This window comes from Paenibacillus gansuensis (assembly GCF_042684925.1).
Classification (GTDB): domain Bacteria; phylum Bacillota; class Bacilli; order Paenibacillales; family DY6; genus Paenibacillus_N; species Paenibacillus_N gansuensis.
Window position 1 is genome coordinate 20433 of sequence record NZ_JBHUME010000019.1, and the last position, 20889, is coordinate 41321.

22 protein-coding genes and 1 tRNA gene are annotated in these 20889 nt (G+C 49.6%); 20 read left to right on the forward strand and 3 right to left on the reverse strand.

The features are described 5' to 3' along the window. The first annotated feature begins 19 nt into the window (after positions 1-19). Both ACFSUF_RS22970 and ACFSUF_RS22975 read left to right on the forward strand, forming a co-directional pair. Positions 20-1177 carry an aminotransferase class V-fold PLP-dependent enzyme gene (locus tag ACFSUF_RS22970; RefSeq protein WP_377607011.1) on the forward strand — a complete coding sequence of 386 codons (1158 nt, stop codon included), beginning with the start codon at positions 20-22 and terminating at the stop codon, positions 1175-1177. A 41-nt stretch (positions 1178-1218) separates the two neighbouring features. After that, positions 1219-1710 carry a DUF4446 family protein gene (locus ACFSUF_RS22975; protein ID WP_377607013.1) on the forward strand — a complete coding sequence of 164 codons (492 nt, stop codon included), beginning with the start codon at positions 1219-1221 and terminating at the stop codon, positions 1708-1710. Here ACFSUF_RS22975 and yyaC read toward each other — a convergent pair. Then, a complete protein-coding gene (gene yyaC / locus ACFSUF_RS22980) occupies positions 1707-2300 on the reverse strand; it encodes a spore protease YyaC (RefSeq protein ID WP_377607015.1) in 594 nt (197 codons plus the stop codon). The genes ACFSUF_RS22975 and yyaC overlap by 4 nt on opposite strands. Positions 2301-2414: 114 nt before the next feature. On the opposite strand from yyaC, the gene ACFSUF_RS22985 reads away from it, so the two are divergent. From ACFSUF_RS22985 to ACFSUF_RS23000, 4 genes are all read left to right on the forward strand, one after another. Continuing rightward, positions 2415-2654, forward strand: coding sequence for a DUF3343 domain-containing protein (locus ACFSUF_RS22985; protein WP_377607599.1), 240 nt, complete (start codon positions 2415-2417; stop codon positions 2652-2654). A 14-nt stretch (positions 2655-2668) separates the two neighbouring features. Next, positions 2669-3517 (forward strand): mechanosensitive ion channel family protein, encoded by an 849-nt coding sequence (locus ACFSUF_RS22990; RefSeq protein ID WP_377607017.1) that lies wholly within the window; start codon positions 2669-2671, stop codon positions 3515-3517. A gap of 24 nt (positions 3518-3541) precedes the next feature. Then, entirely contained in the window at positions 3542-3760 is a 219-nt protein-coding gene (locus ACFSUF_RS22995; protein WP_377607018.1) for a DUF951 domain-containing protein, read from the forward strand. A 79-nt stretch (positions 3761-3839) separates the two neighbouring features. After that, positions 3840-3930: transfer RNA gene (locus ACFSUF_RS23000), tRNA-Ser, on the forward strand. A gap of 67 nt (positions 3931-3997) precedes the next feature. Here the strand turns inward: ACFSUF_RS23000 and ACFSUF_RS23005 are convergent. Continuing rightward, on the reverse strand, positions 3998-4183 hold the full coding sequence (locus ACFSUF_RS23005) for a YjzC family protein (protein ID WP_377607020.1): 186 nt from the start codon (positions 4181-4183) through the stop codon (positions 3998-4000). 201 nt (positions 4184-4384) lie between these two features. Here ACFSUF_RS23005 and rpsF point away from each other — a divergent pair, with 201 nt between their 5' ends. Genes rpsF through rpsR form a run of 3 tightly spaced genes read left to right on the forward strand, consistent with a single transcriptional unit; the run spans position 4385 to position 5525 of the window. Further along, a complete protein-coding gene (gene rpsF, locus ACFSUF_RS23010) occupies positions 4385-4675 on the forward strand; it encodes a 30S ribosomal protein S6 (RefSeq protein ID WP_377607022.1) in 291 nt (96 codons plus the stop codon). 37 nt (positions 4676-4712) lie between these two features. Next, positions 4713-5195 carry a single-stranded DNA-binding protein gene (ssb, locus tag ACFSUF_RS23015; protein WP_377607024.1) on the forward strand — a complete coding sequence of 161 codons (483 nt, stop codon included), beginning with the start codon at positions 4713-4715 and terminating at the stop codon, positions 5193-5195. A gap of 48 nt (positions 5196-5243) precedes the next feature. Then, positions 5244-5525, forward strand: coding sequence for a 30S ribosomal protein S18 (rpsR, locus tag ACFSUF_RS23020; protein ID WP_377607026.1), 282 nt, complete (start codon positions 5244-5246; stop codon positions 5523-5525). A 62-nt stretch (positions 5526-5587) separates the two neighbouring features. On the opposite strand, the gene ACFSUF_RS23025 is transcribed toward rpsR, so the two are convergent. After that, complete coding sequence (locus ACFSUF_RS23025) at positions 5588-6466, reverse strand: LysR family transcriptional regulator (protein ID WP_377607601.1); 879 nt, start codon at positions 6464-6466, stop codon at positions 5588-5590. Positions 6467-6564: 98 nt separating this feature from the next. Here ACFSUF_RS23025 and zwf point away from each other — a divergent pair, with 98 nt between their 5' ends. The 11 genes from zwf to ACFSUF_RS23080 all read left to right on the forward strand — a co-directional run bounded on the left by zwf (position 6565) and on the right by ACFSUF_RS23080 (position 20843). Next, a complete protein-coding gene (zwf, locus tag ACFSUF_RS23030; protein WP_377607028.1) occupies positions 6565-8079 on the forward strand; it encodes a glucose-6-phosphate dehydrogenase in 1515 nt (504 codons plus the stop codon). Then, entirely contained in the window at positions 8072-10084 is a 2013-nt protein-coding gene (gene tkt, locus ACFSUF_RS23035) for a transketolase (protein ID WP_377607029.1), read from the forward strand. Before zwf ends, tkt begins: the two co-directional genes overlap by 8 nt. Positions 10085-10109: 25 nt before the next feature. Beyond that, positions 10110-10778, forward strand: coding sequence for a fructose-6-phosphate aldolase (gene fsa, locus ACFSUF_RS23040; protein ID WP_377607031.1), 669 nt, complete (start codon positions 10110-10112; stop codon positions 10776-10778). Between the two features lie 226 nt (positions 10779-11004). After that, entirely contained in the window at positions 11005-11427 is a 423-nt protein-coding gene (locus tag ACFSUF_RS23045; RefSeq protein WP_377607603.1) for a CBS domain-containing protein, read from the forward strand. Positions 11428-11615: 188 nt separating this feature from the next. Continuing rightward, on the forward strand, positions 11616-12515 hold the full coding sequence (locus ACFSUF_RS23050) for a DUF2232 domain-containing protein (RefSeq protein WP_377607033.1): 900 nt from the start codon (positions 11616-11618) through the stop codon (positions 12513-12515). Positions 12516-12531: 16 nt separating this feature from the next. After that, positions 12532-14487: a DHH family phosphoesterase gene (locus ACFSUF_RS23055; RefSeq protein ID WP_377607035.1), complete on the forward strand. Its 1956-nt coding sequence runs from the start codon at positions 12532-12534 to the stop codon at positions 14485-14487. Beyond that, the gene (gene rplI / locus ACFSUF_RS23060) at positions 14484-14927 is read left to right on the forward strand and encodes a 50S ribosomal protein L9 (RefSeq protein ID WP_377607037.1); all 444 of its coding nucleotides are present in this window, start codon (positions 14484-14486) and stop codon (positions 14925-14927) included. Before ACFSUF_RS23055 ends, rplI begins: the two co-directional genes overlap by 4 nt. A gap of 17 nt (positions 14928-14944) precedes the next feature. Continuing rightward, positions 14945-16306: a replicative DNA helicase gene (gene dnaB, locus ACFSUF_RS23065; RefSeq protein WP_377607039.1), complete on the forward strand. Its 1362-nt coding sequence runs from the start codon at positions 14945-14947 to the stop codon at positions 16304-16306. Between the two features lie 142 nt (positions 16307-16448). After that, positions 16449-17735 (forward strand): adenylosuccinate synthase, encoded by a 1287-nt coding sequence (locus ACFSUF_RS23070; RefSeq protein WP_377607041.1) that lies wholly within the window; start codon positions 16449-16451, stop codon positions 17733-17735. Between the two features lie 639 nt (positions 17736-18374). Next, the gene (locus ACFSUF_RS23075; protein WP_377607042.1) at positions 18375-19199 is read left to right on the forward strand and encodes a hypothetical protein; all 825 of its coding nucleotides are present in this window, start codon (positions 18375-18377) and stop codon (positions 19197-19199) included. A 96-nt stretch (positions 19200-19295) separates the two neighbouring features. After that, entirely contained in the window at positions 19296-20843 is a 1548-nt protein-coding gene (locus ACFSUF_RS23080; protein ID WP_377607044.1) for a peptidoglycan DD-metalloendopeptidase family protein, read from the forward strand. Positions 20844-20889 lie beyond the last annotated feature (46 nt).

Genomic DNA, 20889 nt, shown 5'->3' on the forward strand with positions numbered 1-20889 from the left:
GTTCAGAGGGGGAAGCGAATTGAAAATAACCTACTTTGATAATGCGGCATCCTCATGGCCTAAGCCGCCAGGTGTTGCAGAAGCGATGATGGAATGTGTTCAGGACTATGCTGCGAACCCAGGGCGGGGAAGCCACTCGATGGCCGTGCGTGCAAGCAGAGCGCTATTTAATGCACGCAAGCAGCTTGCCATCTTATTCGGTGTGAAGAATCCAGTGGATATTTCATTTGCACCCAATGCGACAATGGCATTGAATCAAGCAATCAAAGGTTATGTCCGTCCGGGTGATCACGTTATTACTACCTCATTGGAGCATAACTCTGTTCGCAGGCCGCTCGAACAGGCAAAGTCTGCCCAGGCTATAAATCTGGATTACATCACAACCGATCAACAGGGGTATGTAAAACTGGAAGAGTTGAAAGAAACGGTCCGGCCTGACACAAGATTAGTCGTGATAAACCATAGCTCCAATCTGCTTGGTTCGATCCAGCCGATTGGTGAAATGAGCGCATTAGTTAAATCAATTGCTCCTAATGCAAAAATTCTGGTCGACGCAGCGCAAAGTGCGGGCATCATCCCGATAAACGTGGAGCAAATGGGCATTGATATGTTGGCATTTCCGGGACATAAAGGTTTGTACGGTCCTCAAGGGACAGGAGGGCTCTATCTTCACCCCGAACTGGAACTAGTGCCTTTGCTTCACGGTGGCACTGGAAGCCAATCTGAGGCGATTGAACAGCCTGTGGTTCGGCCTGACCGCTATGAAGCGGGAACGCAGAACACTCCGGGCATTGCAGGACTGGCAGCCGGCGTTAAATTTGTGCTTCAGGAAACAGTAGAAGCCATTCATGAGAAAGAATGGGCGTTGACACAACAAATGATGGAAGGCCTGTGCAGCTTGAATGGAATCCATATTTTGGGTACTGGCCAAGGTGTAACAAGAACAGGGATTGTCGCGTTTACAATAGAGGGAAAAGACTCCTCAGAGGTAGCCTTTTGGCTGGATAGGCATTACAATATAGCAGTACGGTCCGGCTATCATTGCACACCTCTTGCCCATGAGAGTGCAGGAACTTTGGGAAGGGGAGCCGTGAGGGCAGGGATCGGATATTTTAACACAGCAGATGAAGTGAGCTATTTTATTGAGTCTATAGCGGAAATCTGCAAGAAACACTGACAGAGGCAGACATACATAAAGGGTTAGGAGTTAGCGGAACAATGGGGACTATACTGAATGTGGATTCGGATTTATTGATTGGTGTCATAATCATCGCTTTGGGATTGGTGCTGCTTCTTTGGCTGATGAATTCAGTCAAACTGTCGAGAATGAAGAAGCGGTACAAGCGCATGATGGGGGAGAGCGGGGTGGCCAACCTGGAGGGGTTGATCATTCAACTGCAAGAACAGGTAGAGGCGCTTCGAAATGAAAATTCTGAGCAAAAGGCAAAAGTTTCGCGTTTGGAATCCAAACAAAAAGAGATGAAGGGTTATGTAGGCGTTCACCGGTATAATGCCTTTGCGGACCGTGGAAGCGATTTGAGCTTCTCGGTAGCTATTGTCGATGAAGCGCTGAACGGTGTTGTCATGAGCGGGCTGCACAGCAGGGAAGAAACCTATGTATACAGCAAGCCGCTCTCCGGCGGTGATTCCGCTTATCCGCTCACCCCGGAAGAGAAGCAGGCTATTCAGCTGGCAGTCAAGAAAGGCTAGCCCCGGTTGGCTTGGCGATGATGCAGGCTAATAGTTGCCTGGATGCTGCGGCTTATGATTTCGGACATTTTCATAACTAAACTTAGACGGGTATTTTGCAGAACGAAATATTCCATAAATCCCCCGACGTTCACGATACCTGTAATATGGCAGTCACCGACCGGAGGGAGATCTTTATTGACACCGGCACCTGGTTTAACCGGGCCGCTGCCGATTTGGATGGAGCCTACGCTGGTCAACTGGCCTAAACAGGCATCAACAGCGATAATAAAAGGGTTACGATGCTTCTCTTGGACAGAATCGAGCGTCTCGCTCAGGTTCATGGCATGAACAGGATCTTCTAACGTGCCGTATACAGTAAACGGTGCAGTAGAGTATTTATTCAACTGTGTTCCGACCAACGGGCCTAAAGCATCGCCGGTAGAACGGTCCGTTCCCACACAAACGACCACGATTTCTTGACCAGGCTGGACGGCGCTTAATAATTCCGATAACTGTACGCTGAGTATGCCAAAGATGCCCGGGTCTGTATATGAAACTTTTAAAGGGGACGACTCTTTTCTGCTAGGCAGTTTAAATGAGAAGCTCATATCGATTCCTCCATATACGCGCTTTTGGGAATAATACAGTATACGGACAATCTATTACTTTTATACGTAGAATCTTTATTTAAGAGAAAGGGGGTGCGCAGTTTGGAATGGGAGATGTTGATTGCTTTTGATTCGACACAGCAGGCACTTAGAACGGAAATGCTGCTTGAGTACGCTGATATTGAAATCGATACATGCCCGACACCCAAAGAGATCACAGCAGGCTGCGCATTATCCATCCAATTTCCCAAAAAAGATCTACAGCAGGTGAAGCAGATTATTCAGAGCGAGCAGGTGGAAATTCGCGGTATTTACTTAAAATCGGACAACGGGTATGATAACATTCATATGTAGGGGAGGTTGTCTGTGTGAATGCTTTAGGCAAATGGAAACCGGAGGATTATTGGAATAACCTGACCAGTATTGAGACCTGGCAGTTGGTTGGCTGGGTTGTTTTAAAAATTGTAATTATAATTATCCTCGGCAGAGTGCTCGTTAACATAGCGTTTAAGATCCTTGATCAAGCGATGAAGGAGCGGGAACATACCCGGCTGAAAATCGACACGAGAAGAACGCACACGATAGTTAAACTAGTCAAAAATATCGTGTCCTCTACGGTTTACTTTATTATCATTCTGCTCGTACTTTCGGAAATCGGGATTAACTTGGCTCCATTGCTGGCAGGGGCAGGCGTGCTAGGACTTGCAATCGGTTTCGGTGCGCAGACGCTTGTAAAGGATATTATTACGGGATTTTTTATTATTTTCGAGGATCAGTTTGCCGTCGGAGATACGATCCAAACCGGTACCTATAAAGGCACGGTAGAAGTGATCGGCCTAAGGACAACAAGGCTGAAAAGCTGGACAGGGGAAGTTCATTTCATCCCCAACGGATCGATAGTTCAAGTTACGAACTATTCGTTGAACAATTCGATTGCGGTTGTTGATATTACGATACCTAACGATATCCATGTGGACTCTGCGATTGAAGCAATTAAGGAAACCGTAGCCAAGGAGTTTGAAAAGAGCGAGGATATGGTCAGGCAGCCTGAGGTGCTCGGCATTCAATCCGTAGGCACTGCAGAAGTGGTGGTTCGCATTACTGCGGAATGCAGGACAAACACTCATATGGCCGTGTCCAGGCTGCTTAATGCAGAAATTAAACGCGCCATGGACGAGGTTAAAGCAGGTGCTGACCTAAAAGGCGACGTGTACTAAAGAATAGGAAACGGGGGAGAAACCATGGAACCGAAGCAATTTCAACTCGGTGATGTCGTGCAGATGAAGAAATCGCATCCATGCGGAACGAATGAGATGGAGATTATCCGGATGGGAATGGATATCCGCATCAAATGTGTCGGCTGCAAACACAGCGTGATGATCCCCCGGGCTCAGTTTGAAAAGAAAATGAAGAAAGTGATTCGATCGGCAGCCCGGGAAGAAGAAGGCAGTTCTATGTAACGGGTTGAAGATTGCAATACGGCTTGTACTGTGGTACAATGTTTCTTGCCCGTCAATTTTGACGGCATGGGCTAAGCGCGGAAAGGTACCCAAGAGGCCCAAGGGGGCTGACTCGAAATCAGCTAGGCGTCGCAAGGCGTGCGTGGGTTCGAATCCCACTCTTTCCGCCATACATACGAAGGATAACCTCTTACAGATGTAAGAGGTTTTTTTGTTGGTAGCGCAGGTGAATGCGGCTTAATGAGTCCCTTTGCGTCTCCATTTGCGGTCTTCGTTGGTTGTTTCCGGGAACCGGTCGCCTTTACTTAGCTCGACTTGTTTGGGGTTATTGATGTTCATGTGAAAATCATCTTCGCCTACTTCGTAATAAATGCCGTTGTTAGGCGCTTTTTGCCCGGGTTCAAATAACGATTGTTCACCCACGGATAATCACCTCATCTCACGAAAGTCTTGATCTAGTGTGCCCGATCCGGTACAAACCATGAAGAGCCGTTCATGTAAAATGTTGGCTGGGGCTTGTGCCGACTGGGCACTTTTGCTATAATACTCAGGTATGCGAGTTAACGCTCGCTCCTTGTTCCCTAGCGATAGGGGACCGCTAAGTCCATGAGGAGGTGAAAATCAATGCGCAAATATGAAGTCATGTACATTATCCGTACGGATATTGAACAGGAAGCAGTTCAATCTACAGTTGAAAAATTCCAAGGCATCATCACTAACAACGGTGGCGAAATTACGAAGCACGATGTAATGGGTAAGCGCCGTCTTGCGTATGAGATCGAGAAGTTCCGTGACGGAGTTTATGTTCTGGTTAATTTTACAGCAGAACCGTCCGTAGTTTCCGAACTTGAACGCGTAATGAAGATTTCTGATGAAGTCATTCGTTACCTGATCACTCAAGACGTAACTGCTTAATAAGTGCCCGTAATTCCATGCTAAGGAGGGGAAACCCATGTTGAATCGCGTCATTCTGATTGGCAGATTAACCAAAGATCCGGAACTTCGTTATACTCCGGCTGGCGTGGCCGTAACTCAATTTTCTCTGGCGGTAGACCGTAACTTTAAAGATCAGAACGGTGAAAGAGAAGCCGATTTTATTAATATTGTTACATGGAGACAGCTGGCGGAAACTTGCGCGAATTATCTTCGTAAAGGCCGTCTGACTGCGGTGGAAGGAAGAATCCAGACCCGCAATTACGACAATGCTGAAGGCAAACGCGTTTATGTAACCGAAGTGGTAGCCGATAATGTTAGATTCCTAGAATCGAACAACAGCGGAAACCGTGAGGGCGGCAGCAATAACGGCGGCGGGTTTACCCGTGAAGAAGGATCAGGCGGTAATTTCTCCAGAGGAACTGCATCCCGAGGCAACCAGGATCCATTCTCCGACGACGGCAAACCGATTGATATTTCGGATGATGATTTGCCCTTCTAATTCCCTGAAGCGGGAATGGAATATTTCATGTAGAAAGGATGATATTGAATGGCTTTCCAAAAAAGAGAGAACGGCGGCGAAGAGCGCGGCGAGAAGAAATTCTCCCGTAAAGGCGGACGCAACAAGCGTCGTAAAGTTTGCTTCTTCACTGTTAACAAAATTAAGCACATCGACTACAAAGATACCGATCTGCTTAAGAAGTTCATCAGCGAGCGCGGTAAAATTCTACCTCGCCGTGTAACTGGAACAAGCGCGAAGTACCAACGCGCTCTGACGACTGCGATCAAACGCTCCCGTCAAATCGCTTTACTGCCATACACTACGGAGTAATCCGTTATATAGAGAACAGCCGGATCCTAAGGATCCGGCTGTTTTTGTTTCCTCGAAGGCGTCTACCGAACCAGATCGATAAACCTGCCGGTGGAAGCAGACAAAGGCATATTCCGCATAATCATGATCCCTACGTGGGAAGGGGGTAATTTCACATCCAATTGAATTTCAAACAGCGAGCCCTCTTCCAATTCCTTCGTGACGAATTCCCGGGTTACATAGGAAATGCCAAGCCCTTTTCGGGCAAACTCAATTAAAAGCTCTACACTGCCCACTTCAATTTCCGGCTTCAGCTTATGGCCGTAGCTTTCGAAAAGCTCAGTGATTGCCATCCGGGCACGGCTGTTCCGGGAGAATAAGATGACGGGGTATTGGAGCAACATATCCAAGGATAGTACTGCACCTTCTAATTCCGTGTACCGTTTCCCCGCAACAAAACACTCCTGTAGCTGGAAGCTCTCCCTCACTTCAAGCTGGGGATCAACGATCGGCATCCGGACGACACCCAGATCGATTCGCCCTTCTTTAAGAAAAGAGATGATTTCCGGCGTAGTTCCATGATTTAAGTGAAGCTTGATGCCCGGATGTTTTTGGTGAAAGTCTTCCAAATATGGCAGCAAATAATGTTTAAACAATGAATCACTGCCGCCGATGCGCAGCTCTCCGCTGTCCAAATTTTTCAATGCGGCCATTTTCTCTTCAGCAAGTGAAATCAGAATTTGGGACTGCTCTATATAGGAATACAATACGGAACCTTCCGGGGTGAGGTCCACACCCTTGGAGTTTCTGTAAAACAAGGTAAGGCCAAAGCTGTCTTCCAGCTGTTTAATGGCATGACTGACACTTGGTTGAGTTAAGTATAACGCTTTGGCTGCCTGGCTAAGACTCCCTGTTTTGGCGGCCCAATAAAAGACTTTGTACAGTTCGTAATTTATGGTCATAGACATCATCTATAGCTCCTGTGAAATATATTTATTACATGTATAGGTGTACTTCGTATTATAGTGGATGTAAGCAACAGATGAAAGGAGATTATTACATGGAACCAGCTACTTTTATTTTATTTGGTGCAACAGGGGATTTGGCCAAAAGAAAAATCTATCCTGCCTTATATAATTTATTTGTGGAACAAAAGCTTCCGCAATCTTTTTCCTTAATCGGTTTGGGAAGAAGAGAATGGTCTAATGAAACCTTTAGAGCCAATGTGGAGCAATCCATTCATACTTTTTCCAGACGCAAGGCTTCAGATGCGGGAGTATTGAAAAAATTTCTGGATGCGTTACGTTACAGTGTTCTGGAAATAGGGAATACAGACGATTACAAAAAATTGCTGACACTGGTCGAGCAACGGGAGCAGGAGCTGCAAATTGCGCCTAACCGCATGTTTTATTTGTCGGTAGGTCCGGAATATTTTGAAACTATTGCAACGAACATTCAAGAAAGCGGGCTAGGGTCGGCGAACGGCTGGAAGCGCCTGGTGATTGAGAAACCGTTTGGGCACGATCTAGCGTCAGCCCGTAAATTAAATGAACATTTGAGTAAGTCCTTTACGGAAGAGGAGATTTTCCGTATCGATCATTATCTTGGCAAGCCTATGGTCCAAAAGCTGGAGGTCCTTCAGCAAACGAACCCGGTCCTCCAGGCGCTGTGGACCAATCGTTACATTGCCAATGTGCAGATTACGGCCAGCGAAACGGTCGGCGTTGAGGAACGGGCGGGGTATTACGACCATGTCGGCGCCGTAAGGGATATGTTCCAAAATCATATGCTGCAATTGCTTATGATGCTCGCTATTCACCTGCCGAAGAACAGTACAGCTCAAAAGGTCCGTTCCCAGAAGAAAATGGTCATGGAAGCACTCGAACCGCTGCAAAAAGCGGATGTCGGCACCAGCGTGATCCGCGGCCAATACACAGCTGGAACGATTCAGGGACAGCCGGTCACCGGCTATACATCGGAACCGGGTATCCCCTCCGATTCCATGAATGACACGTTCATTGCGGCGAAGCTGCAAATTGATGATGTGTTCTGGCGGGGCGTACCGTTCTATATCCGGACCGGGAAAAGGATGAAGGATAAAATAACGCGGATCGTCGTTGAGTTTAAAGAGCCGTTAAAACAACACCCATCTGTTCACGAAGAAGGCCCATCCCCGAATCTGCTGGTTTTTGAAATCAGCCCAAACGAAGGGATAACTTTACAGCTGAATACAAGAGATCCTCAGCATAAAGGGGAATTCCAGCCTATTCACATCGATTTCCACACGAGCCGGGGCGACGTTCCCGAGGCTTACGAGAATTTAATTCATGATGCTCTGCATGGCGATCCCACGTTCTTTGCCCACTGGGATGAGGTGGAATTGTCCTGGAAATGGGTTCAACCGGTACTGGAAGCATTTGAGGAAAACCTGGTGCCGCTTCATTCTTATACAGCCGGAAGTTACGGTCCTGCCGAATCCTATGACTTGTTAGCTAAGGATGGGTACCACTGGTGGCTGGACGACCAGCTTGAACCAGCAAATGAAACGAAAAAAGGAGAACAAATGTATGTCTAACACGCAAACTCTTTCTGCAACAGCTATGGATCAACTCGCAATCGATACGATCAGGACTTTATCCATCGATGCTATTAACAGTGCGAATTCAGGCCATCCAGGCCTGCCGATGGGAGCTGCACCGATGGCTTACACCTTGTGGGCCAAACATCTGCAGCACAGTCCTGCTCATTCCAAATGGTTTAACCGGGACCGTTTCGTTCTTTCGGCCGGCCATGGTTCGGCTTTGCTTTACAGCCTTTTGCATTTAGCCGGCTATGAGGTCTCTCTTGAGGATTTGAAGCAGTTCCGTAAGCTGAACAGCAAGACGCCGGGTCATCCCGAATACGGGCACACAGACGGTGTAGACGCAACCACCGGCCCACTTGGCCAAGGTATTGCAATGGCTGTCGGTATGGCGATGGCTGAAGCACACCTGGCTTCTAAATTTAATAAAGACGGGTTCCCGGTAGTCGACCATTATACGTACGCTCTAGTCGGCGATGGCTGCTTAATGGAAGGCGTGTCGTATGAGGCGATGTCGATGGCGGGCCATATGAAGCTTGGCAAATTAATAGCGCTGTATGACTCCAATGACATTTCCCTGGATGGGGACCTGAATCTTTCCTTTGGCGAGGATATGAAAAAGAGAGCCGAATCGGCGAATTGGCAATATTTACGGGTAGAAGACGGCAATGATGTTTCGGCCATCAGCGAAGCGATCGCAGCGGCAAAACAAAACACGTCCCAGCCTACGATAATTGAAATCCGCACGATTATCGGATACGGAAGCAAGGTCGCGGGCACTAACAAAGCTCACGGGAACCCGCTTGGTAAAGAGGAAGCGAAAGCGACCAAAGAAGTATATGGCTGGAAACATGAAGAAGAGTTTACAGTTCCTGACGAAGTGAGGGCACATTTTGCACAATTGAAGCAGCAAGGTGCTATGAAAGAAGAAGAATGGAAGCAATTATTCAACTCATATAAGGCACAATATCCAGTACAGGGCAAAGAGCTTGAGGAAGCCATTAATGGCTCGCTGACGCTTTCTGCAGAAGATATCCTTACTTTTGACGTTTCAAAAAGCATCTCCACCCGGGTGGCAAGCGGATCAGCGATCAATCATTACATTAAAACGGTCCCTTCCATTTTCGGAGGCAGTGCGGATTTATCCCATTCCACGATGACGGATATCAGCGGAGAGCCAACATTCGCTATTGATTCTTATGGAGGACGCAATGTGTACTTTGGTGTACGCGAACATGCGATGGGCGCCGCAGGAAACGGGATGGCCCTTCATGGAGGGGTGAAGCCTTTCGTAAGCACCTTCTTCGTATTCAGCGATTACTTGCGCCCGTCCATCCGGTTGGCAGCTCTGCAAAAGCTTCCTGTAATTTATGTCTTTACCCACGACTCCATCGCAGTAGGGGAAGACGGCCCGACGCATGAGCCTGTCGAGCATTTGGCTGCCCTGCGCACCATTCCGGGCCTAACGGTGATTCGCCCGTCCGATGCCAACGAAACGGCAAGTGCATGGGCTTATGCGCTGCAGCAGAAGGAAGGTCCTGTAGCCTTGGTTCTCAGCAGACAGAATCTGCCTGTATATGAAGCGACCAAAGGCAATGTGCAACATGTAGCAAAAGGCGCATATATTCTGGAAGAAACGAATGCGGCACCGGATGTCATCCTAATCGCAACCGGTTCTGAAGTATCCTTGGCTGTAAGCGCCAAAGCGGAATTGGAACGGGAAAACCGTTCGGTGCGGGTAGTAGCTATGCCTAGCAGAGAAATGTTCGACCGTCAGCCTGAGGCCTATAAGCAAAATGTGCTTCCGGATTCCGTCACAAAGCGGGTAACGTTAGAAGCGGGCATTTCCTTAGGCTGGGAACGTTATGCAGGACCGCAGGGCAAAGTATTATCTATAGACACATTCGGTGCTTCTGGCCCGGGCGGGGAAGTAATGGAGTATTTTGGCTTCTCTGTTAAGAATGTGGTACGTTCGGCTAAAGAAGTATTGGGTAACTAAAAAACGATAAACGGAGGCAGGTACTATGAAATTTTTTATCGATACCGCAAATGTTGAGGACATTAAGAAAGCTTATAAAATCGGCGTATTATCCGGTGTAACGACGAACCCATCGCTGGTAGCCAAAGAAGGCGTGAAGTTTGAAGACCGCATCGCAGAGATTTTGCGTGAAGTTCCCGAAGTCGAATCCGTATCTGCCGAAGTTACGCCGGATGCATTAACAGCTGAGGATATGATTGCGCAAGCGAATGAATTGATTAAAATCAACAATAACGATAACAATATCACCATTAAACTTCCGATGACGCTCGCTGGCCTGGAAGCTTGCCGGTACCTGACGAAAAAAGGCGTGAAAACCAATGTAACGCTGATTTTCACAGTCAATCAAGCACTGCTGGCGGCCCGCGCAGGCGCTACCTACGTCTCCCCGTTTCTGGGCAGACTGGATGACATTTCGGAAGACGGAGTTCAGCTTGTGGCCAAAGTAGCCGAGCTGTTCCGTACGCATAACCTGGACTCGCAAATCATTGCCGCATCCGTCCGCCATCCGGACCACGTAACGCGTGTAGCGATGGCAGGAGCGCACATTGCCACGATTCCGTTCTCCGTAATCGAGCAAATTTCTAAGCATCCTCTGACGGATCAAGGTTTGGACAAATTTGCGGCAGATTGGAAGAAGACAGCGCAGCTGTAATTAAAATAAAGCAGATGCCGCCGGGCTGGTTCCGGCGGCATTCTTTATGTTAAGGGCGTGTAAATGTTTTAAGAATACAATCCTTGCCGGCGCCGTACATAATATAATCAGGAGCGTAATTTTAAGGTTGGATTCAGGTTGGGTGGGGCAAGGTGTGATAAGATGGTTAATAGAAAGAGAACTTTTTTCACACGCATTATACTGATGTAGGAGACAGAGCGAGATGATGAATGTAGCGTTTTTTCTGCTTCCGAAGAAGGAAGTAGCTTATATGACCATGGAATCGACGCTGCGGCAAACTCTGGAGCGAATGGAATACCACCGGTACACAGCCGTCCCGATCCTGAATGAACAGGGAGAATATATGGGGACTGTGACGGAGGGCGATTTGTTATGGTTTATCAAGAATACGGCCAAATTATCATTTGATGAAGCTTCCCGTTATCATTTATCCGATGTTCCCCTGAGACTGCAGCACAAGAGTGTCAGGATCGACGCAAATATGGAGGATCTGATCAGCCTGGCGAAAGTACAGAACTTTGTTCCTGTCGTCGATGACACCAACAAGTTTATCGGAATCGTAAGACGCAGCGAAGTGATCGATTATTGCGCCAACACCGCTTTCAAAGGGTTGTCCGCACAGGCTTGAGATTACATTAAAGTGAATTAATAAGGGAAAAGATATGGTACGAACAGTAAGGACAGCACTGCTGCCTTGCTGTTTTTCATATGGCGGCCTTCGGCAGACCGGCGGAGTTTGTGGTATAATCAACAATAATGCTGGCCCAAATGGCAGTTGCAGCAGCTTATAGCGGATTTTCATAAGAGGTGAACTTGTTGGGTAATCGTATTAAGCCGTATTTATGGGCAGTTCTTTACTTAGCGTTATTATTACTGATGCTTACACCGTTTAATTTTCTTGCGCTGAGTGTGCTCTTAGTTCCGCTGCTGATTCTAAGCGTAACGCTGGATGCGAAGCGGTTCTCCTTGTGCCTTGCGGCGTTATGCGTGCTGCCCTTCGTCTTTCTTCAGTCGCTGGGATTGATTACGTTGGTGCTCACGTTATTTTTTGCAGTGCCGGCTGTGGTCATGGGTTCCTTATATAAGAAACAGAAAAGCGCAATTGCCGTAACCACCTCGGGGATTTTGACCGTGCTGGGCGTCATGGTGGCCGGATTTGCCGTAAGCGGACTTCTTGGATTTGATTTCGGAAGAACGTTGGCCGATCTGGTAGAAGAGACCATGAAGAACCTTCCCGATGCCTCTAAGGCAATGCTGCCAAGGGACTACATTGATCAGTTGTCAGATTTGATTATTCAGCTGATTCCTCTCTATATGATCGCCGGATCCTTCTATTTTGTAACGATCGGGCATACGCTGACCCGCCGGATTTTGAAGCGCCAGAACGTGGAACTGCCTAAAGTGAGGCCTTTCAAAGACTGGATGCTGCCAAGATCGCTTGTGTTCTATTACCTGGTGGGCATGATCGCCAATCTGTTCATCCCCGCGGATGATCATAATTCCACGATGGCTGTAATCCTGATTAATCTGATGCCGCTGCTGAATTTTGCCTTCTGTGTGCAGGCGTTCAGTTTCTTATGTTTTGTTGCTGATTTGAAGAAATGGAACAAGGTTTGGTTAGTCCTGGGTTTGGCCGCTGTGATTTTCTTCCCGCCGCTGAGTCTGCTCGGCGTATTTGATACAGCGTTCCCAATCCGGCAAAGGCTGAAAAATTAATGGGGAGCGAAACGAAATGCCGAAATTTCTGCTGACCCGTTGGCACGGTTTGCATATCGTCTGGGCGTTGGCCTTGATTCTTCTGCTTTCGCTGGGGCTGGCTTATTTTCATTGGGAATTAGGATTAGCAGCGGTGATTTTATGCGGTGTGTTGGTCTACTACACGATTCAAGCCGAGAAAGCTTTCCGGCACGATTTGAATGAATACATCAGCACGTTATCCCACCGTGTCAAGCGGGCGGGCAATGAAGTGGTGAATGAGCTTCCGCTTGGAATACTGCTGTATAACGAGGATCGCACGATTGAGTGGAGCAACCCGTATATCGCCGTGATGGCGGATCGGGATTCGTTGATCGGACAGCCGATGGACGAGATTTTCCCTGCGCTGAAAGGCAAGAAAGAGCAGATATTCGAGGTGCAGATCGGACTCAAGGTTTACCAGGTGTATGCCCGATACGAAGAACGATTAATGTATTTCCGTGATGTGAGCGAGTACCACCTTCTTTCCAAGAGCTACGAGGAAGAGAAGACAGTCCTCGGGATCGTGATGATGGATAATCTGGATGAAGTGACTCAGGGGATGGACGATCAGAGCCGGAACCTGATGATGTCGAAAGTGACTAGCCAAATCGCGGAATGGGCGCTGCAGTATGAAATTTTCCTGAAGCGTATTGCCTCGGATAAATATTTGCTCGTGTTAGATCAGCATACGCTGAAGGAACTCGAACAGACAAAATTTGAACTGCTGGACGAAATCCGTGAACTGACGGCTGATCATAAGCTGCCATTGACGATCAGTATGGGCTTTGCCGGCGGATCGACGAATTTAATTGAACTCGGCCAGCTGATGCAGACGAGTTTGGATATGGCGTTGGGCCGCGGGGGCGATCAGGTGGCCGTCAAGATGGGCCAGCGACTGTCCTTCTACGGCGGGAGATCGAACGCCGTGGAGAAACGCACCCGGGTACGGGCCCGCGTCATTTCGCACGCGCTCCGCGATTTGATCAAGGAGAGCGAGAAGGTTATTATCACGGGACATAAAAACCCGGATATGGATGTGATCGGCGCAGCGGTAGGCATGCTGAAAGCCGTGCATTTGAGCGGCAAGGAAGGCTATATCGTGCTGGAAGGGGTCAATCCTTCCATCAAGAGGCTGCTGGACTTGCTCAGCGAGGATGAGCGCATCGGGCTGAGTTTCATCTCGCCCGAGGAGGCGCTTACGCTGGTTAATCCTCGCACGCTCGTGGCCGTGCTGGATACACATAAGGCTTCGATGCTTAAAGAGCCTAGAATTCTGCAGAATACACATCGCATCGTCATTGTGGATCACCACCGCAGGGGTGAGGATTTCATCGGAGACGCGATACTGGTTTACATGGAGCCATACGCATCCTCCACTTGTGAACTGGTTACCGAGCTGCTGCAATATTTCCACGATCCGATGGAGATCAGTCCATTGGAAGCTACGGCCCTGCTTGCGGGCATTGTGGTGGATACGAAGAGCTTCTCGCTCCAGACGGGAGCGCGGACCTTTGAGGCCGCCTCTTATCTGCGCCGTAACGGTGCGGATTCGGCGTTGGTGCGTAAGCTTTTGAAGGAAGATCTGACGGATTACATGAAAAAGGCGGAGATCATCAAGAACGCCGAGATCATTAACGATCATATTGCAATTGCCGTATCAGAGCCGGGAAGCAAAGTGCCGCAGTTGACGATTGCCCAAGTAGCGGACACTCTGCTTAACATGAATGAAATTCTGGCTTCGTTCGTCATCAGCGAACGGCCGGACGGGTTCATCGGGATCAGCGCACGCTCTACGGGGCAGATCAATGTTCAGGTGATTATGGAGCAACTGGGCGGCGGCGGACATCTGACGAATGCGGCTACGCAGCTGGACGGCACCCTTGCAGAGGCAAACCGGAAACTGCGCGAAGTGCTTAATCAAATGGAAGAGGAAGAGGGGTTGTTCGAATGAGAGTCATTTTCTTGAAAGATGTGAAAGGCCAAGGAAAAAAAGGGGATATCAAAGACCTTTCCGAAGGCTACGTAAATAATTTTCTGCTGCCGAAAGGGCTGGTAAAGGCCGCTTCTGAAGGTAACGTGAAGACGCTGGAACAGCAAACGATTTCTGAAGGCAAGCGTAAAGAGAAAGAAAAGCAGGATGCCCAAGAGCTCGCTGCTAAAGTGGAAGCTATGACGATTTCCATCAAATCCAAAATCGGCAAAGACGGCCGCCTGTTCGGCTCTATCACCAGTAAGCAGATTGCTGAGGAGCTGGCGGCGCGCCAGATTAAAGTAGATAAGCGCAAGATCGAACTGGCGGACCCGATCCGCACGCTTGGCATTACCGAAGTGCCTGTGAAACTGCACCCGGAAGTAAAAGCGACGGTTAAAGTGCACATCACGGAAGAATAAGGAGGAGCGGTCAACCTATGAACGGGGAAATGTTCTTTGACCGCATCCCGCCGCAAAATCTGGAAGCCGAGCAGGCTGTGCTCGGCGCCGTGCTGCTCGACAGCGAGGCGCTTGTCACCTCGATGGAACGGATCCGCAGCGAGGATTTCTACAGTACCGCCCACCAACGGATTTTTGAGGCGATGGTGGAGCTGGGGGAAGGCAACCAGCCGGTGGACTTGATCACCCTGACGTCCCGTCTTCAGGACAAGCAGGAGCTCGAGGACATCGGCGGTGTAAGTTATTTGGCCAAGCTGGCCAACAGCGTTCCGACGGCCGCTAACGTAGATTATTACGCGGCGATCGTCGAAGAGAAGTCGATGCTGCGCCGCCTGATCCGGACGGCCACGGAAATCGTGAGCAACGGATACGGCGGGGCGGACGATGTTGGCGGCATTCTGAACGAAGCGGAGCAGCGGATTCTGGAAATTTCAAACCGCCGCACGGGCAGCGGGTTCATCTCCATCCGGGATGTTCTCATGGAAGTGTTTGAGCGGGTGGAGTTCCTCCACCAGAGCAAAGGTGACATGACGGGCATTCCGTCGGGGTTTGTGGACCTGGACAAGATGACGTCCGGGTTCCAGCGAAGCGACTTGATTATCGTCGCGGCCCGTCCTTCCGTTGGTAAGACGGCGTTCGCACTGAACGTCGCCCAGAACGTGGGCGTGCGGGCGAAGGAAACCGTCGCGATCTTCTCGCTCGAGATGTCCGCAGCGCAGCTGGTAAACCGTATCGTCTGTGCCGAAGCTAACGTTGACGCCGGACGGATGCGTACCGGTACGCTGGAAGCGGACGATTGGGAGAAGATGACGATGGCGATCGGTGCCTTGTCCGAAGCCGAGATTTATATTGATGATACGCCCGGGATTACCGTGTCGGAGATTCGGGCCAAATGCCGCCGGTTGAAGAAAGAGAAGGGACTCGGGATGATTCTCATCGATTATCTTCAGCTGATTTCCGGCCGGGGCAAAGCTGGGGAGAACCGCCAGCAAGAAGTATCCGAGATTTCCCGTACGCTGAAGCAGATTGCAAGGGAGCTGGAAGTGCCGGTCATCGCGCTGTCCCAGCTGAGCCGGGGCGTTGAGCAGCGGCAGGACAAGCGTCCGATGATGTCCGACCTTCGGGAATCCGGTTCGATCGAGCAGGATGCCGATATCGTTGCGTTCCTTTACCGTGACGATTATTACGATAAGGAATCCGAGAAGAAGAACATTATCGAGATCATTATCGCTAAGCAGCGTAACGGACCCGTGGGAACGGTGGAATTGGTCTTTTTGAAAAATTATAATAAATTCGTCAGTCTGGACCGGGCTCACCAGGATATGGCCTATGCACAGTAACTAAATCCGAACAATAATGTCCCGCGGGATGTTATTGTTCGTTTTTGCGTTTGACTTTAGTACGGTATACTGATAAACTGAATAAGCTGCTGATTTTGCGGCAAATTAACGGTGTGATAAACACACGTGTGGGGGTAATGGAATGTCAACTGTAGTTGTGGTAGGTACCCAGTGGGGCGACGAAGGCAAAGGGAAAATTACTGACTTCTTGGCGGAAAGCGCAGAAGTGGTAGCCCGTTACCAAGGGGGTAACAACGCAGGCCACACCATTCTCATTAAGGATAAGAAGTATAAGCTGCATCTCATTCCATCGGGAATCTTTTATAGCGATAAAATTTGTGTCATCGGCAACGGCATGGTTATAAATCCTGCTGCGCTGATCGAAGAAATTAACTATATCCATGATAATGGCTTTACAACGAAGAACCTGAAAATCAGCGACCGCGCTCACGTCATCATGCCTTATCACATGGTTCTGGACGGCCTGGAAGAGGACCGCAAAGGCGCGAACAAGATCGGTACCACCCGTAAAGGGATCGGCCCGGCTTACATGGATAAAGCGGCTCGTAGCGGGATCCGGATTGCGGACCTGATGGACGCCAAAGAGTTCGAGATGAAGCTGAAACGCGTGCTGGAAGAGAAAAATCATCTGATCGAGCAAGTATACGGAACGCGAGGTTTGGAATTTGAGCCGATTCTGAAAGAATATTTGGAGTTCGCGGAAATTCTTCGTCCTTACGTTACAGATACTTCGGTTGTGCTGAACGATTCCATCGATAACGGCAGACGGGTACTTTTTGAAGGCGCGCAAGGCGTCATGCTGGATATTGACCAAGGTACATATCCGTATGTTACTTCGTCCAACCCTACGGCTGGCGGCGTATGTATCGGTTCCGGCGTAGGCCCTACGAAGATTCACCAGGTCATCGGCGTCGCAAAGGCTTACACAACCCGTGTAGGTGACGGACCGTTCCCTACGGAGCAAATCAATGAAATTGGCGATCTTATCCGTGAAAAAGGTCACGAGTACGGCACGACTACCGGCCGTCCGCGCCGCGTCGGCTGGTTTGACAGCGTCGTAGTCCGCCATGCGCGCCGTGTCAGCGGGATTACAGGGCTGTCCCTGAATTCGATCGACGTGCTGACTGGGCTGGAAACGGTGAAAATTTGCACAGGCTACAAGTACAAAGGCGAAGTAATCGACTACTATCCGGCTTCTTTGAACATGCTGGCTGAGTGCGAAGCGGTATACGAAGAGCTGCCGGGCTGGACGGAAGACGTAACCGGCGTTCGCTCACTGGATGAACTTCCTGCGAATGCGCGTCACTACCTGGAGCGTGTTTCCCAGCTGTCCGGGATTCCGATTTCCATCTTCTCCGTAGGACGCAACCGGGAGCAAACGAACCAAGTAAGACCGATATACGTATAATGGACTGTAGTAAGGCCTCCATCTTCTGCTTTGGCAGAGGGTGGGGGCTTTTTTGTGTGTGTGAGTAACTGTAACGCCTAAAAGTAGCGTTGCATGGAGCGGGGAGTAGCTGCAACGCCCAAAAGTACCGTTGCGTGGACCGGGGAGTAACTGTAACGCCTAAAAGTACCGTTGTATGGAGCGGGAGTAGCTGTAACGCCTAAAAGTACCGTTACGTGGACCGGGGAGTAACTGTAACGCCTAAAAGTACCGTTGCATGGAGCGGGGAGTAGCTGCAACGCCCAAAAGTACCGTTGCGTGGAGTGGGGAGTAGCTGTAGTGTCCAAAAGTACCGTTACGAGGAGCAGGGAGTAGCTGTAGTGCCTAAAAGTACCGTTACGAGGAGCAGGGAGTAACTGTAGTGCCTAAAAGTACCGTTACGTGGATCGTGGAGTAGCTGTAGCACCTAAAAGTACCGCTACGTGGACCGGGGAGTAGCTGTAACGCCCAAAGTCCGTTACGTGAAATGTAGAGTAACAGAATTATCATGATAGGTAATGTATGATACAAAATTACTAGAGTGGGGGTTGAAAAGCGGCCGGACCCGTCAATACTGGATACTAGCGAACAGAACGTGCAGACGGGAAGGCGGAGTGAGACATGAAATTTATGAAATGGCTGGGAAAAGTAGTAGGAACGACAGTGCTGGTGAGTTTGTTATCGATTTACACATCATATGTTGTCATTAATCATTATGTGGAAAAGCTGCTGGGGCAGTTTAACGTGAATATGACCGGCGGCAAATTAGAGATGGGGCAGCTGTTAGGTAGTTTAAGCGGGTTATCCGGTGGCGGTAAGAGTGCAGACAGCGGTACTTCGGGGTCAGGAAGCGGGAACGGCCAAGGGAGCGACGATCCGGCTGCATCCAGCGGGGATGGCGGCTCTGCGGCAGGAGACGGAGATGCTTCTGGCAGTAACAGCGGTAACGGAGCGGGCAGTGAAACGGGTATCGGCACAGGCAGTGACTCGGGTGCAGATAGCGATACAGGTGCTGGTGCGGGCAGTGACACGGGCACAGACAGTGGCACGGGCACAGGCAACGACTCGGGCACGGACGCAAGCGGCAATGCCGGCAGCACCGGCAGCGATCCATTCGGCGAAGACGCGCTGCCTGCCTGGAGCCAAAACTCTGGAAGTGACAGCGGCGAACTGGATGATCCTGTTGTAATGTCTACGGATGAACTCAAGGAGAAAAAGGAGCAGCTGACGGCAGAACAGAAAATTGAAATTTTCGCAATGATGCAAAAAAAGCTGCCATCCGGGGAGATGCAGAAAATTTCTGCGTACATAGAGGACGGCATCACGGAGCAGGAATTGGCAAGTGTGAAAACGCTCCTGGAAAAGTATTTTACCGAGGAAGAATATGGTCAGTTGATGGCGTTGTTCGGGGATGGACAGGCACCTGCAGTTGAAAAATCGAATTAGGCTATGGTACAGTAGTCAAAGTGAACCGTTGATGAAAGGCGTTACGCCTCCGAATCCGGTTTGTTTTATTTGAAGACCATACTTAAGGAGAGAGACATGTCGTTATTCAGATTCAACCGTAAGCAAAGCAGCACCGCGACACCCGCTGTGCCCGAGCAAGCGGCGAAGCAGCAGGAGAAGACGGCTCCGACCCGTAAGAGAAATGCATGGTTTGCCGCAGGGGCGGCAGGATTGATTGCTGTCAGCATCATCGCAGGCCAGCAATATGTGAAGGCCCATACCGTGGAAGTGTTCCACGTTTACGTAGCAAATAAAGAAGCGGGAACAGTGAGCAGCCCCAAAGTAGTCGATCAGTTCATTCAAGCCAAGAACGAAGCTGTGAAAAAGCAGCATCCGAACGTCAACATGGCGGTGAATGACGATCAACTCAGCATCAAGAGCGAGAAAGCCTACAAAGCAAAGAGCGATAATGCAGCCGCCTTCAAGCAGCTGGACCGCCTGCTCGAAGCAAAGGCAGCCGGCATTCAAGTGAAAGTGAACGGCAAAGTCATCGGAACGGTGAAGGACCAGGCAACTGCTGATTACATCCTGAACCGAGTACGAACGAAGTTTGCGCCGTCCTTGGCAAAGAAGCAGAATAAAGCCGTTACGTTCATGAGGCTGGCTTCGGTAAGTGAGAAGACCGGTACTGCCAAGACCGGAACTGCCAAGACCGGAACTGCAAAGTCATCGCCTGCAGTCGGCAGAACGATGAAATACGTGCAGGTGATGGAAAAGCTCAGCACCGACCAAGTAACGGTTACCGATCCTAATCAGGTGAAAGACGCAGCGGCTGTACTGGCCACCCTGTTCTCCGGAGCAGAAAAACCCGTAAAGTACATAGTCAAGGAAGGCGACTGTGTCGGCTGTATCGCCAACCGGTTCGATATTCCAAAGGAGCAGCTGTACAAGAACAATCCGTGGATTGAGGACGATATGATCAAAGTCGGCGACACCTTGGATTTGACCGTCAAACGGCCAGCCGTGAACGTCAAGACGATCGAACAGGTGGTGGAACGTCACGAGATTGAACACAGCGTGATCTACCAATACGACAAGACGTTGAAAAAGGGTAAAATGAAGCGCGTGCAGCAAGGGGCCAACGGTTCCAAGAAGGTCATCTACAAGCTGACAAAGCTTAACGGGCTCGTACTGGATGAAGAAGTGGTGGGCCAAGAAGTGGAGCGGAAATCCATTCCGGAGATCATTTTGAAAGGAACCAAGGTGGTCATTGAGGAAGGAACCGGCGTGTTCTCTTATCCGGTATCGAATGCTAGACTGACTTCCACGTTCGGCAAGCGCTGGGGCCGCCAGCACAAAGGCATCGACCTGGTAGGCGGTTCCACAATCAAAGCGGCGGATAACGGAAAAGTCATTTTTGCCGGGGTCAAATCCGGTTACGGCAATTGCGTCATCGTCGATCACCAGAACGGCTACCAGACGCTGTACGGCCATTTGAGAAGCATCAGTGTCTCGGAAGGGACCAAAGTAGGGAAAGGCCAGAAACTTGGCGTTATGGGAAGCACAGGGCACTCTACGGGTGTTCATCTGCATTTTGAAGTATACAAGAACGGGGTTCTCAAAAATCCGCTAAGCTATCTGTAAAATGGAATATTGAACTTATCTTATATTATATGTTTAAGTTGGAGCA

Bases quoted from the DNA above. Each gene is read 5' to 3' on its own strand.
- ACFSUF_RS22975 (WP_377607013.1), top strand. From the start codon at position 1,219: ATGGGGACTATACTGAATGTGGATTCGGATTTATTGATTGGTGTCATA.
- yyaC (WP_377607015.1), bottom strand. From the start codon at position 2,300: ATGAGCTTCTCATTTAAACTGCCTAGCAGAAAAGAGTCGTCCCCTTTA.
- ACFSUF_RS22985 (WP_377607599.1), top strand. From the start codon at position 2,415: ATGTTGATTGCTTTTGATTCGACACAGCAGGCACTTAGAACGGAAATG.
- ACFSUF_RS22995 (WP_377607018.1), top strand. From the start codon at position 3,542: ATGGAACCGAAGCAATTTCAACTCGGTGATGTCGTGCAGATGAAGAAA.
- rpsF (WP_377607022.1), top strand. From the start codon at position 4,385: ATGCGCAAATATGAAGTCATGTACATTATCCGTACGGATATTGAACAG.
- ssb (WP_377607024.1), top strand. From the start codon at position 4,713: ATGTTGAATCGCGTCATTCTGATTGGCAGATTAACCAAAGATCCGGAA.
- rpsR (WP_377607026.1), top strand. From the start codon at position 5,244: ATGGCTTTCCAAAAAAGAGAGAACGGCGGCGAAGAGCGCGGCGAGAAG.
- ACFSUF_RS23025 (WP_377607601.1), bottom strand. From the start codon at position 6,466: ATGACCATAAATTACGAACTGTACAAAGTCTTTTATTGGGCCGCCAAA.
- zwf (WP_377607028.1), top strand. From the start codon at position 6,565: ATGGAACCAGCTACTTTTATTTTATTTGGTGCAACAGGGGATTTGGCC.
- tkt (WP_377607029.1), top strand. From the start codon at position 8,072: ATGTCTAACACGCAAACTCTTTCTGCAACAGCTATGGATCAACTCGCA.
- fsa (WP_377607031.1), top strand. From the start codon at position 10,110: ATGAAATTTTTTATCGATACCGCAAATGTTGAGGACATTAAGAAAGCT.
- ACFSUF_RS23045 (WP_377607603.1), top strand. From the start codon at position 11,005: ATGAATGTAGCGTTTTTTCTGCTTCCGAAGAAGGAAGTAGCTTATATG.
- ACFSUF_RS23055 (WP_377607035.1), top strand. From the start codon at position 12,532: ATGCCGAAATTTCTGCTGACCCGTTGGCACGGTTTGCATATCGTCTGG.
- rplI (WP_377607037.1), top strand. From the start codon at position 14,484: ATGAGAGTCATTTTCTTGAAAGATGTGAAAGGCCAAGGAAAAAAAGGG.
- dnaB (WP_377607039.1), top strand. From the start codon at position 14,945: ATGAACGGGGAAATGTTCTTTGACCGCATCCCGCCGCAAAATCTGGAA.
- ACFSUF_RS23070 (WP_377607041.1), top strand. From the start codon at position 16,449: ATGTCAACTGTAGTTGTGGTAGGTACCCAGTGGGGCGACGAAGGCAAA.
- ACFSUF_RS23075 (WP_377607042.1), top strand. From the start codon at position 18,375: ATGAAATTTATGAAATGGCTGGGAAAAGTAGTAGGAACGACAGTGCTG.
- ACFSUF_RS23080 (WP_377607044.1), top strand. From the start codon at position 19,296: ATGTCGTTATTCAGATTCAACCGTAAGCAAAGCAGCACCGCGACACCC.